At 71.3% G+C, this 12,837-nt stretch carries 10 protein-coding genes; 5 read left to right on the forward strand and 5 right to left on the reverse strand.

The features are described from left to right. Positions 1–177: 177 nt before the first annotated feature. The 3 genes from ACZ7L4_RS22660 to ACZ7L4_RS22670 all read left to right on the forward strand — a co-directional run bounded on the left by ACZ7L4_RS22660 (position 178) and on the right by ACZ7L4_RS22670 (position 4,331). Positions 178–2,283 carry a bifunctional polysaccharide deacetylase/glycosyltransferase family 2 protein gene (locus tag ACZ7L4_RS22660; protein ID WP_472104979.1) on the forward strand — a complete coding sequence of 702 codons (2,106 nt, stop codon included), beginning with the start codon at positions 178–180 and terminating at the stop codon, positions 2,281–2,283. Continuing rightward, a complete protein-coding gene (locus tag ACZ7L4_RS22665; RefSeq protein WP_472104981.1) occupies positions 2,280–3,431 on the forward strand; it encodes an LCP family protein in 1,152 nt (383 codons plus the stop codon). Before ACZ7L4_RS22660 ends, ACZ7L4_RS22665 begins: the two co-directional genes overlap by 4 nt. A gap of 105 nt (positions 3,432–3,536) precedes the next feature. Then, a complete protein-coding gene (locus ACZ7L4_RS22670; RefSeq protein WP_472104982.1) occupies positions 3,537–4,331 on the forward strand; it encodes a globin domain-containing protein in 795 nt (264 codons plus the stop codon). A gap of 32 nt (positions 4,332–4,363) precedes the next feature. Here ACZ7L4_RS22670 and ACZ7L4_RS22675 read toward each other — a convergent pair whose 3' ends face one another. Beyond that, positions 4,364–5,278 (reverse strand): helix-turn-helix domain-containing protein, encoded by a 915-nt coding sequence (locus ACZ7L4_RS22675; RefSeq protein ID WP_472104984.1) that lies wholly within the window; start codon positions 5,276–5,278, stop codon positions 4,364–4,366. 129 nt (positions 5,279–5,407) lie between these two features. Between ACZ7L4_RS22675 and ACZ7L4_RS22680 the strand changes: the two genes are divergently transcribed. Together ACZ7L4_RS22680 and ACZ7L4_RS22685 are read left to right on the forward strand one after the other, a co-directional pair. Next, positions 5,408–6,451 carry an NAD(P)-dependent alcohol dehydrogenase gene (locus ACZ7L4_RS22680; RefSeq protein WP_472104986.1) on the forward strand — a complete coding sequence of 348 codons (1,044 nt, stop codon included), beginning with the start codon at positions 5,408–5,410 and terminating at the stop codon, positions 6,449–6,451. A 110-nt stretch (positions 6,452–6,561) separates the two neighbouring features. Beyond that, complete coding sequence (locus ACZ7L4_RS22685) at positions 6,562–6,933, forward strand: DUF1330 domain-containing protein (protein ID WP_472104988.1); 372 nt, start codon at positions 6,562–6,564, stop codon at positions 6,931–6,933. On the opposite strand, the gene ACZ7L4_RS22690 is transcribed toward ACZ7L4_RS22685, so the two are convergent. From ACZ7L4_RS22690 to ACZ7L4_RS22705, 4 genes are all read right to left on the reverse strand, one after another. Continuing rightward, on the reverse strand, positions 6,890–9,748 hold the full coding sequence (locus tag ACZ7L4_RS22690; protein WP_472104990.1) for a family 43 glycosylhydrolase: 2,859 nt from the start codon (positions 9,746–9,748) through the stop codon (positions 6,890–6,892). The genes ACZ7L4_RS22685 and ACZ7L4_RS22690 overlap by 44 nt on opposite strands. A gap of 116 nt (positions 9,749–9,864) precedes the next feature. Continuing rightward, complete coding sequence (locus tag ACZ7L4_RS22695) at positions 9,865–10,686, reverse strand: helix-turn-helix domain-containing protein (RefSeq protein ID WP_472104992.1); 822 nt, start codon at positions 10,684–10,686, stop codon at positions 9,865–9,867. 8 nt (positions 10,687–10,694) lie between these two features. Next, positions 10,695–11,549, reverse strand: a complete 855-nt coding sequence (locus ACZ7L4_RS22700) for an alpha/beta fold hydrolase (RefSeq protein WP_472104994.1) — start codon at positions 11,547–11,549, stop codon at positions 10,695–10,697. Positions 11,550–11,692: 143 nt separating this feature from the next. Continuing rightward, on the reverse strand, positions 11,693–12,790 hold the full coding sequence (locus ACZ7L4_RS22705) for a hypothetical protein (protein ID WP_472104996.1): 1,098 nt from the start codon (positions 12,788–12,790) through the stop codon (positions 11,693–11,695). Positions 12,791–12,837: the final 47 nt, after the last annotated feature.

Consider the following 12,837-nt stretch of genomic DNA (forward strand, 5'->3'; position numbering starts at 1 on the left):
TTTGTCACTTGGCACTCCGGTCCCAGATGTTTGCCAATGCCCCAATTCTCAGAAGGTCACATCAATACACTCGCCTCCCATGTGTGAGTGGAACGTGGAGAACGGGCACCTAATGTGGTCGCTTCGCCGGGACCGGGACCGGGACCGGCCGGGCGGCGACGCCGGCGCCGACGCCTGATGGGGGCACGGCACAAACAAGCGAGGGATCCGCGGGCGCACTGGCTGCTGCTCGCCCTCACCCTGCCGGTGCTGCTCGGCGCGCTCCTCTTCCAGGGCTGGACCCAGAACGAGGTGGACGGCGCCAAGACGAAGCCTGCCTGCACGCAGCCCGTGCCGGAGTCGGCCTCCGGCGCGGGCCCGGTGCTGTCCATCGACGGCGGACGGGTGCACAGCGCCTCGATGCCGCCCGGCACCGTCGCGCTCACCTATGACGGCGGCCCCTACCCGAAGGCGACGCCGAAGCTGCTCGCGCTGCTCAAGAAGCACCACGCGCACGCCACGTTCTTCCTCAACGGCGCCAAGGCCGCGCAGTATCCGAAGCTGGTCGAGCGGATCAAGGACGAGGGCCACGACATCGGCTCCAACACCTACACGGGCGCCGACATGGGCAGCTCGTCCACGGTGCGCAAAAGGCTCGAACTGGGGCTCACCCAGAGCGCGTTCGCGGGCAGCGGCGGCTTCCACACCACTCTCCTGCGGATGCCGATGACCACCACCGTCGCCACCATGTGCGGCGGCGAGTGGCCCGCGGCCCAGGCCGCGTCCGCCGCCGGCTACACCCTGGTCGCGGCCGACCACTCCGGGCAGCGGGTGCGGGACGGCCTGGTGCGCCAGCTCAGCCAGACCTCGCTCGGCTACCGCGAGACGCAGAAGCTGCTCGCGAACCCGCAGGCCAAGAGCTTCGCCACCATCACCGAGGGCGCGCAGACCGACCGGCAGGCGACATCAGAGGTGGCCGCGCCCGTGCGCTGGCTCGGGCAGGGCCTGATCTGGTTCCAGACCCTCGGCCGCAGCTTCGTCTCGGCCATCTCGTGGGTGCTCCTCGCGGCCGCGGGGCTCGGTGTGCTGCGCCTGCTCGTGCTCGTGCTGTTCGCCCGCGCGCACGTCCGACGCCTCGAGCGGTTCCGCCCCGGCTCGCCCTGGCTGCGCGAGATCCGCGATCCGGTGACCGTGCTCGTACCCGCGTACAACGAGGAGGCGGGGATCGGCGCGACGCTGCGCTCGCTGCTCGCCTCCACCCACCAGCCGATGCAGATCATCGTCATCGACGACGGGTCGAGCGACCGCACGGTGCAGATCGCGAGCGAGTACGCGGCCCGGGACCCGCGTGTGCAGGTGCTGTGCCAGCCCAACTCGGGCAAGGCGGCGGCCCTCAACCACGGCCTGAAGTACACCCGTTGCCCGTACGTCGTGATGATCGACTCGGACACCGTCTTCGAGGCCGACGCGATCCAGCGCCTGATCCAGCCGCTGGCCCACCCGGCCGTCGGCGCGGTCAGCGGCAACACCAAGGTCGGCAACCGCAAGCGCCTCCTCGGCCGTTGGCAGCACCTGGAGTACGTCTTCGGGTTCAACCTGGACCGCCGGATGTTCGAGGTCCTGGAGTGCATGACGACCGTGCCCGGCGCGATCGGCGCCTTCCGGCTCGACGCGCTGATGGGCGTCGGCGGCCTGAGCGAGGACACCCTCGCCGAGGACACCGACCTCACGATGGCGCTGTGGCGGGCCGGCTGGCGGGTCGTGTACGAGGAGACGGCCGTCGCCTGGACCGAAGTCCCCACGTCCCTGCGGCAGTTGTGGCGTCAGCGCTACCGCTGGTGCTACGGCACGCTGCAGGCGATGTGGAAGCACCGGGGCGCGGTCCTGGAGGTCGGGCCCGCGGGCCGCTTCGGGCGGCGCGGCCTGTCCTACCTGTTCCTCTTCCAGGTCGTGCTGCCGCTCCTCGCCCCGATGATCGACGTCTTCATGTTCTACAGCGCCGTGTTCGCCGGCGACACGACCACGTCCGTGGTGGCCTGGGTGGGCTTCCTCGCCCTCCAGATGGCCGTCGCGGCGTACGCTCTGAAGCTCGACGGAGAGCGCAGGCGCACGCTCTGGTCACTGCCCTTCCAGCTGTTCGTGTACCGGCAGTTGATGTACCTCGTGGTCATCCAGTCCGTGGTGGCCTTCGTGGGCGGCAGCCGGTTGAAGTGGCAGCGCATGCACCGTTCCGGAACGGCCGCCGCGGCGGCCCAGCACATCGTCAGGCCGGCCGATCGGCCGGACCTGCCGGTCGCGAGGTGACGACCCTGAACCCCAGCGCACACACCCCGACGCCCTATCCGTACGACGAGTACGAGGTCGAGCACCACCCGTTCGACCCGGTGCCGGCCAACCGGCCCGGCGGGCGGGCCGACGGCAGTTACAAGCGCAGCGAGCGCGAGCCCAAGCGCAAGCGGCGGCGCGGCAAGTTCGGGCTCGTGGTGCGCGGTCTCTGCCTGCTGGTGCTCCTCGCGGTGCTCGCGGGCGCGGGGACGTACGTGTGGGCGGGCACCCGGCTCGACGGGGAGGTCGACCTGGCGTCGCTGCCGAGCCGGGCCGCCGCGGGCAAGGGCACGAACTATCTGATCGTCGGCTCCGACAGCCGCGAGGGCCTCAGCGAGCAGCAGACCAAGAACCTGCACACCGGCTCCGAGCTGGGCTCCGAGGGCCGCCGCACCGACTCGATGATGGTGCTGCACACCGGCGCCCACGGCACCACGCTCACCAGCCTGCCGCGCGACTCCTGGGTCACCATCCCGCCGTACGTCGACCCGAAGACCGGCGTCCACCACAAGCCGGCGAAGAACAAGCTCAACGCGGCGTTCTCGCTCGGCGGCCCCGAACTCCTGGTCCGCGCGATCGAGGCGAACACCGGGCTGCGGATCAACCACTACACGGAGATCGGCTTCGCCGGGTTCGTCGGCATCGTCGACGCGGTCGGCGGCGTGCCGATGTGCGTCGACCGGCGCATCGTCGACGACAAGTCGGGGCTCGACCTGGCCAAGGGCTGCCACAACCTGACCGGCCGCGAGGCGCTCGGCTTCGTGCGCCAGCGCCACCAGGAGAAGGAGGGCGACCTCGGCCGCTCCCGCAACCAGCAGAAGTTCCTCTCCGCGCTGGCCAAGAAGGCCTCGTCGCCGGGGGTGCTGATGAACCCGTCCACCATGTACGGCACCGCGGGCGCGGGCCTGGACACGCTCATCGTCGACAAGTCGACCGGGGTCCCGGAGCTGACCCGGCTCTTCAAGGCGATGCAGGGGGTGTCGTCGGGCCAGGGCAGGCAACTCGGCGTCCCCGTCGGCACGTTGGGCCTCGCGACGTCCAAGGGCAGCGCCATCCTCTGGGACAAGCAGAAGGCGAACCGGTTGTTCGCGGAGCTCAGGGAGGACCGGCCGGTGACGGTGAGGTAATCAAGCCCGCTCTTTGGACGAGAGGCCGCGGGGTTCCGGGGCGGAGCCCCGCGACCGCAACACCGGTGCTGGCCACAGCGGAGCGCCGGTGCTTGGCTGGAGCGCATGACGACTCGATCCCAGCGCACCATCGAGTACATCCGCTACCGCATCCCCGAGGACCGCTCCGCCGAGTTCCTCGCCGCGTACACCCGCGCGGCGCGGCAGCTCGCGGCCTCGGAGCACTGCGTCTCGTACGAACTCACCCGCTGCGAAGAGGACTTCGAGCACTACATCCTGCGCATCGTGTGGACGTCGACCGAGGACCACCTGAAGGGCTTCCGCGCCTCCGACCTCTTCCCGGTGTTCCTCACGGAGATCCGCCCCTACGTCGGGTACATCGACGAGATGCGCCACTACGCGCCGACGACGGTGCGCGGCACGGGTTCGGCGGAGCCGACGCTCTATCAATGGGCGGGCGGCGCCGAGGCGTTCGACCGCCTCACCACGGTCTTCTACGAGAAGGTGGTCAAGGACGACCTCCTCGGCCCGCTCTTCGCCGACCTCCCGGCGGAGCACGCGGAACACGTCGCCCTGTGGCTCGGCGAGGTCTTCGGCGGCCCGCCCGCCTACTCCGACCGACTCGGCGGCCACAGTCACATGGTCGCGATGCACATCGGCAAGGCCGTCACGGAGCCGCAGCGCCGCCGCTGGGTCAACCTCATCCAGGACGCGGCCGACGAGGCGGCCCTCCCGACGGACGCGGAATTCCGCTCGGCGTTCCTGGCGTACATCGAGTGGGGGACGCGCCTGGCGGTCCACTTCTCGTCCCCGGGCGCCGAACGCCCGGCGGAACAACCGGTGCCGCACTGGACGTGGGGAGCGGCACCGCCGTACGGATCAAGCCCCGCCGGCGATTGAGGCGCGGGGGCCGGGGCAGCGCCCCGCGACGTCTACAACTTCGCCCGCAACGAGTCGTCCACACCCCAACTCGCCAGCAGGCGCAACGCCTCCGCCGACGCGGACCCTGCCTCCGCGTGATACACGGACAAGAACTGCCCGTCGTCGTCCGGCAAGTGCAACGTCTCGTACGCGAGGGTCAGATCGCCCACCAACGGATGCCGCATCCGCTTCACGCCGTGGCCCTTCTCCTTCACGTCGTGCGTGGCCCACAGCCGCCTGAACTCCTCGCTCTTGACGGAGAGTTCACCGACCAGGGCGGACAGTTCCGGGTCCTCGGGGTTCCGGCCCGCGTACAGGCGCAGATAGCTGACCATGTCGGTCGCCTTGGAGTCCCAGTCGACGAACAGCTCCCGGTAGTCCGGGTTGAGGAAGGTCAGCCGCGCCCAGTTCCGCTCGACGCGCGGCAGCTGCCCCCAGTCGCCGAACAGCGCCGCCGCCATCCGGTTCCAGGCGAGGATGTCCGAGCGCGGCCCGCCGATGTACGCGGGCACGCCCTCCATCGCGTCGAGCAGATGGCGCAGCGCGGGCCGCACCTGCTGCTGCCGCTTCGGCGCCGGCGACTTGCGGCGCTGCCGCGTCGGCCTCGCCAGGTGCACGAGGTGGGCGTGCTCGGTGTCGCTGAGCCGCAGGGCGCGCGCGATGGCGTCGAGCACCTCCGCCGACACATTGCGCCCGTTGCCCTGCTCCAGGCGGGTGTAGTACGCCACGGAGACCCCGGCGAGCTGCGCCAGCTCCTCGCGCCGCAGGCCCGGCACCCGCCGGTGCCGCCCCGCCGAGGCGAGGCCCACGTCCTCGGGCTTGAGCCGGGCCCGCCGGGTGCGCAGGAACTCGCTCAGCTCGGCGCGCCGGTCCAGCTGGTCCGGGCGGTCCGCCGCGGTTTCCCCGGCCGCATCGTTCTCGTCCATGCTGTCCAGTATTCCCGGTCGTAGGACCGGGAGCCTGACCCCGCCAGTAGTAGGACCACTGGACGTACGCAAAGCGGTGACCTGCGTATTCTTTGGTGATCCGGCCGGGCCGGTAGCAGGCTTGAGGACATGACCACGACTGTTGCCGCATACGCCGCCCCCAGCGCCAAGGCCCCGCTGGAGCGCACCACCATCGAGCGCCGCACCGTCGGCGAGCACGACGTGCTGATCGACATCAAGTTCGCCGGAATCTGTCACTCCGACATCCACCAGGCCCGCGAGGGCTGGGGCGAGGCCATCTTCCCGATGGTCCCGGGCCACGAGATCGCCGGTGTCGTGGAGGCCGTCGGTTCCGGTGTCACCAAGTTCAAGGTCGGTGACCGCGTCGGCGTCGGCTGCATGGTCGACTCCTGCGGCGAGTGCGAGCCCTGCAGGACCGGGTTCGAGCAGCACTGCGTCCAGGGCAACGTCCAGACGTACAACGCCGTCGGCAAGGACGGCGAGCCGACCTACGGCGGCTACTCGCAGAAGGTCGTCGTCACCGAGGGCTTCGTCGTCGGCATCCCCGAGGGCCTCGCGCTCGACGTGGCCGCGCCGCTGCTCTGCGCCGGCATCACCACGTACTCCCCGCTGAAGCACTGGGGTGCGGGCCCCGGCAAGAAGGTCGCGGTCGTCGGTCTCGGCGGCCTCGGCCACATGGGCGTCAAGATCGCGCACGCGCTCGGCGCGGAGGTCACCGTCCTCTCGCAGTCGCTGCGCAAGAAGGACGACGGCCTGAAGCTGGGCGCCGACCACTACTACGCGACGAGCGACCCGAAGACCTTTGAAGAGCTCGCGGGCACCTTCGACGTGATCCTCTCCACGGTCTCCGCGCAGGTCGACTTCGGTGCCTACCTGGGCCTGCTCAAGACGGGCGGCGCGCTGGTGAACGTCGGCGCCCCCGAGGAGCCGATCTCCCTCAACCTGTTCTCCCTCATCGGCGGCAACAAGGTGCTCGCCGGCTCCATGATCGGCGGCATCGCCGAGACCCAGGAGATGCTCGACTTCTGCGCCGAGCACGGCCTCGGCGCCGAGATCGAGCTGATCGAGGCGAGCCAGGTCAACGAGGCGTACGAGCGGGTCCTCGGCTCGGACGTGCGCTACCGCTTCGTGATCGACGCGGCGACGATCTGAGCGCCCGCAGCACTTTCATGACCTGAGAGGTCATGGCCGCCCTCCCCGGGCCCCGGCAGGATCTGACCTGTACCCACCAGATCCCGCCGGACCCGAGGGAGGGCCCTTTCATGACCGCCTACGCGATCGCCGTACTCGGCACCACGCCCGGTGCCCCGCACCCCGACGTCCTCACGTACATCGAACGCGTCCAGTCCACCTTCGCCCCGTACGGCGGCCGCTTCCTGTCGCACGGCAAGAAGGGGGAGTGGATGGAGGGCGAGCCGGTCGGCGACATCGTGATGGTCGAGTTCCCCGACCTCGCGGCGGCCCACGCCTGGTACGCGTCGCCCGCCTACCAGGAGATCCTGCCGCTGCGCACCGACCACCTGCCGGGCAGCCTGGTGATCCTGGAGGGCGTCCCGGAGACGTACGACGCGTCGCGCACCGCGGCGCGGCTCAGGGAATCCGCCGCGGCCGCACCCCCGTCAGCGTCGGAGTGACGGGCCGCAGCAGCCCGTCCGCGCCGAACGAGACCCGGTCGAGGGTGGTCTCGCGGTGGGTGCCGTCGCCGTCGGGGAGCGCGAAGCGGTGGTAGGCGATGTACCAGTCGTCCGTCCCCGGCACCTGGAGCAGCGAGTTGTGGCCGGTGCCGAGGATGCCCTGCGCGGGGTCCTTCTCCAGGACGACACCGCGGTTGGTGAACGGCCCGTACGGGGAGTCGGAGGTGGCGTACCCGACGCGGTAGTTCTCGCTGCGGGTGTCGTCGATGGAGTACGTGAGGTGGTAGACGCCATTGCGCTTGACGACGAACAGGCCCTCCCGGAAGTCCGCGAGCCCCTTGATCTGCCGCACCTTCGCGGAGTCGAAGGACACCATGTCGGCGTTGAGCGGCACCACCCACGCCGACCCGTTGCCCCAGTACAGGTACGTCTGCCCGTCGTCGTCGGTGAACGCGGCGGGGTCGATGGGTTGCCCCGCGCCGTCCGGGTTGGCGCTGATCAGCGCCTTGCCGCTGTCCTTGAACGGGCCCGTGGGGGAGTCGGCCGTCGCGACGCCGATCTTCGCCTCGGCGCAGTAGTAGAAGAAGTACCGGCCGTCCTTCTCGGCGATCGTCGGTGCCCAGGCGCGGGACTCGGCCCAGCTCACGTCCTTGCCCAGGTCGAGGATCACGCCGTGGTCGGTCCAGTCGACCAGGTTCTTCGACGACCAGACGCTGAACGTCGTACCGCCCCAGCCCGCGAACCCGTCGGTCGTGCAGTACAGGTAGTACCTGCCGCCGAACGCCGCGATGTTCGGGTCGGCGTGGAACTTCGGCAGCACCGGCGTGCGCATCTCGACCGCCGACACCTTCCAGGCCCGCTTCTCGCCCCGGGCCGAGGTGACCGTGTATGTGACGGGGGAGCGCAGGTCCACGCGCCTGCCGCTCGCCGGGCTGATCCGGGCGCCGGGCGCGAGCGTGAACTCCGGCTTCAGGGCGCGTAGTTGGGTCTCCGGCTCGACGGGCAGGACCACCGTCCCGCCCTCGCCCTCGACGACCGCGGGCACCTTCAGCGCGTCGAGCCCGACCGCGCGGATCCGGGTCGCGTTGGACGGCAGCGCGGCGATGTCGTCGGCGGACAGGGCGCGGTTGTAGAGCCGTACGTCGCGCAGCCGGCCCTTGAGGGTGTGATCCGCGGAGTACTGGGAGCGGCCAAGGTGGTTGGCGGTGGTGCGGCCGCCGCCGATGTCGCCGGGCGTGAGGTCCGCGGTGGTGTTCGTCGCCACTTCCGCGCCGTCCAGGTAGAGGCGCGAGGTGGTGCCGTCGACGGTGAACGCGACGTTGGCCCAGCGCCCGCGCGGCAGGCCGGTGCCCGCGTTCGCCTCCTCCTCGCGCTTCCAGTCGCCGTCGGAGAGCCCGGCGCGGAACCCCGAGTCGGCGCCGCCGCCGGTGGCGAACAGGTAGCCGTTGCCGGACCCGGTCGAGGCGGCCGTGTTCCCGAACCCGTACAGGAAGTACGGCGTCGCCTGGTCCGCGTCCACCCATACGTCGGCGGTGACGGTGCCCGCGTCGAGCCCGGCGAGCAGGTCGTCGGGCAGCTTCACGTGCCCGCCGGCGCCGCCGAGCACCAGCGCCCCGTCCGACCAGGCGGCGTCACCGGAGGCCGTGCCGTGGTGGCCGTGCCCCGAGGCGTCCTTGGCGTCGGTGGTCAGCGGCCAGTGCGCGACGAGCCCGTGCTTGTCGGCGAGCATCGGCGCGACGCCCCACTTCTTCTGGATCCGCTCGAACTCGGCCGCGGTGACCGGGAGTACGGTCCCGTGCCGCGGCGCGGCGGGCAGCCGACGTCGCTCGACCTCGGTCCACTTCCCGGCCGCGAGGTCGTCGGAGACGAACGGGATGTAGCCGCTGCCGGTGTAGTCGTCGATGAACAGATACCACTTCGACCCGGTGTTGGACTTGAAGACCAGCGGCCCCTCGCCCTGCGCCATCGAGCCCATGCCGATGCCCTCGGCGACCGTGTCCCAGTCGGTGTCGAGCAGGTCGGTCGCCTTCTCCTCCAGGATGAACTTCCCGTACGGCGACTGCGACGCCGACCGCTCGTCCTTCGTGAAGCGGTAGTACGTCCCGTCGTGCGCGATGACCGTCGAGTCGATGACGGAGTAGCCGGGGTCGTTCCACACCTTGGCCTCGCTGAAGGTCCGGAAGTCCTTCGTCGTGGCGTACAGCATCCGGTTGTACGTGTCCGCGGTGTGCTCCGGGTCGCTCTCGGCGTACAGCTTCGACGCCCAGAACACGACGTACTCGCCGAGTTCCTCGCTCCAGTACGCCTCCGGGGCCCAGGTGTTGCCCGCGGTCTCCGGCGACACCCGCACGGACCGGGGGCCGTCCCAGGTCACGAGGTCGGTCGACTCCCACACGATGATCGACCGGCTGCCGTGCCGCTGCACGTAGTCCCAGCCGGGCCCGCCGTTGATCTTCAGGTCGGTGGCGATGAGGAAGAAGCGGTCGCCTTCGGGGGAGCGGATGACGAAGGGGTCGCGCACGCCCTTGTCGCCGATGCCGGAGGTGAGCACGGGGGCGGCGCCGTTCAGCTCCCGGAACCGCACCGGGTCGTCGCCGCGGCTGAGCGCCATGTGGATCTGCTCGCCGTTCGCGGAGCCCTCGCCGGTGAAGTAGACGAAGAGGTAGCCCTCGTACGTCCCTTCCCGGGCCCGCGCATGCGCGGCGGGGGCGGGCAGCGCGACCGCCGCGAGGGCGAGGGAACCGGCGACCAGCAGATGACGTCGCGTCAAGGCGGCCGTGGACAGCGGGTATTGGTGGTTTCTGGTGGGCGGCATGTGTGTCAGTGAAGAGTTCTGTGGCAGGTGGGTCAAGAATTCCGACGCAGATCGGTACGAGAAATCGAAGGGCGTTCGAGATGTCGGACGTGGCATCGGCGGTTGATGTGTCCGGGTCAGCTGCCGTCGCTCGCCCACGCCACGTCGTCCACCGCCAGGAACGGGGTCCCCGCGACCGTCGCGGGCGTCGCCCCGGTGAACGCCCGGACGTCCCGGTGCAGATGGGACTGGTCGGCGTAGCCGCTCTCCGCGGCGACGCGGGACGGCGGTTCGCCCGCGGCGAGCCGGTGGGCGGCACGGTCGAAGCGGACGAGGCGGGCGGCGTGCTGCGGCGTGAGGCCGACCTGGTCGCGGAACCGGGACCACAGCCGCTTGCGGCTCCAGCCGGTCTCGCGGGCGAGGCGGTCGACCCGTACGAGACCGTGGTCGGCCGCCAACCGCCGCCAGGCATGGGCGACTTCAGGGTCGGGGACGCGTCCCTCCCGCGTCCTCAGGGCGAGCTCCCGCTCGGCGATCGCGAACCGCTCCGGCCAGGATCCGGCCGCGCGCAGGAGGTCCTGGAACCGCTCGGCGGCGGCCCGCCCCCACAGTTCGTCGAGGTCGACCGGCTCCCCGTACGGGCCGCCCGGCGCGCCGAGCACCGCGTGCGCGAGCGCGGGCGAGAGCCGCAGCTGCAGACAGGCGAAGCCCCGGTCGCCCGCCGCCCGTACGGCGTCGGGAGCGAGGCCGACGACCGTCCGCTCGCAGGTACGGCTGCCCGTCCCGTCGTGCATGGACAGGGCGGTGTCGCCGAGATTGAGGGCCACGGTGACCGAAGGGTGCGGGATCAGTTGCAGGTTCCGCAGCTCCGTCGCCCGGTCGCTGAATCCGGCCATGCGCAGCCCCGCGAGCCGCCCGGGCCCGGCCGGTACGGCGATGTCCCACGAGGGTCGAGGCATGCGGTCCCCTAGCTGGTGCCGGCCGTGGCCGCCGCGATGAACTCCCGCAGCAGCGCCCCGGTCTCCTCCGGTGCTTCCAGCATGACCAGGTGCCCCACGCCAGGCAACAGTTCGATCCGGGCCCCCGGCACGGCGCGGTACGTCTGGGCCGAGGAGGGGCGCCAGCGGCGGTCCTCGGCGCCGAAGAGGACGAGCAGCGGCAGCCCCAGCGGGGCGTGGCGGTCCGGGAGGGGGCGCTGCGCCAGGTACTCCCGGTTGCCGCGCATCGTCCCGACGAAGGAGCGGTGCGTCATGGCCAGCGTGGCCTCGACGTACGAGTCGGGGATCTCGACGGGCCGTGTGGCCGACGCGCTCGCGGCCTTGCGCAGCGCGTCCGGTGACCGCAGCCGCCACAGCAGCGGTCCCACGACCGGGGCCAACAGCAGCCGCACCAGCGGGAGTTCGGCCGTCTGTGCGTTCAGGTCGGGGCCCATCGCGATGAGGACCACGGCCGTCACCACCCCGGGCCGCCGTTCGGCCAGGGCCGTCGCCACCATGCACCCCGACGAATGGCCGACGACGGTCACCCGCCCCACCCCTAGCCGGTCGAGCACGCCCTCGATCCGGCCCGCTTGCTCCGGCACCCCGAACCCGCCGCTCTTCGGCGACGGAGACCGCCCGCACCCCGGCAGATCCACCCGGATCACCCGGAACGCCTCCGCGAGCGCCGGAACCACCGGGTCCCAGTGCTCGAGGGACCCCGCGCTGCCGTGGATCAGCAGCACGGCGGGCGCCTGCGAGGGCCCGCTCACCTCCACGTGGACGTCTTCTGCGTAGAGCTCCGCCATGACGCTGCCCGCCTCCCGTTGCCTACTGGCTGCCACGAACCGAGCATGCGGCGGGAACTCCTCGCCGTATTGGACGGATGTTCCCGTGCCGCCATCGTCCGCGTGGCCAGATCAAGCCCCGCCGGCGTTTGAGGCGCGGGGTCCGGGGCGGAGCCCCGAGACGTAGGAACGGCACCCGGTCAATGCCGAAGCGTCGCCGGGCTCCCGCCGTTCGCCTCGTACCCCGCGACGGCGAGCGCCCGGTACACCGCGTACGACGCGGCCGGGTCCGGCTCGGCGGTCCACGGGATCGCCCCCACGTGCCCGTCCACGTGCACCAGCTGCTGCATCGCCTCGGACCAGCGCTCGCTGCGCACCAGGAAGAACACCAGCAGATGCCGGACGTGCGCGAGCATCGGGTCGTCCGGGCGCGCGGAGTGCACCGCGTACAGCGCGCCGTGCAGCGCCTTCGTGACGACCTCGCTCTCGTAGAAGCCGCGCACCAGGTTCACATCGGGCACGTGCTCGTACAGCGCGAACAGCGGAAGCGCCGCGAGCAGCGAACCGCGCGGCGCACGAGCGGCGGCGGCCTCCGCGAACGAGAAGGCCTGCTCGCGCGAGCCGTGCCACTTCTCCGTCCAGTACCGAAGACCGGCCAGATGCGCGCCCATGTGTCCCGGCGCCGTGTCGAGGATCTTCAGCCACAGCTGCTCGAACTCGGCCTGCGAATAGCCGAGTCCGCGCGCGACGGCGAGGTGCGTGATGTGCGGGACGGGGTCGCCGGGGGCCAACAGGGCCGCCTGGTCACAGGCGTTGCGGGCCTCTTCGAGAACGATCCGCTGCTCGTCCGGGGTGCCGCCGCCGCGCCACGCCTGCTGCACCAGGAACTCGGCGAAGACCTGCGCCCCGCCCGCGTCCTTCGGCGCCTGCGAGCGCCACGCGTGCAGCCAACCGGCGCCGAGCCGCGGCGTCTGCTGGGCCTCGAGGGCGGCCGCACCGGCGATCGCCTGCACCCGCTCCCAGCGGGTCTCGGTCTCCTTGCCGGTCCCGGCGAGCAGCTGGGAGGCGGCCGTGAAGTCCTGATTGCGCTGCACGACCGCCATCACGTCGAGCAGGTCCTGGTCGGGGCCCGGCAGCCGCACGTCCAGGTCCTCCTGGAGCATGAACCCGTAGTCCGCCGGGTCCGCGGCGTCGGGAGACCCGGGCGCGACCTGACGAATCCCGCCGCGGCGCCGCATCAACTGCGACACCACGAGCCCGATCATGACCGCGGCCATCAGCCCCCAGAGAATTCCCATATCAACAACGCTAACGCGCCGGTCCGACACCGGGTTCCCGACAGCGG

This window comes from Streptomyces sp. NPDC107575, assembly GCF_055657265.1.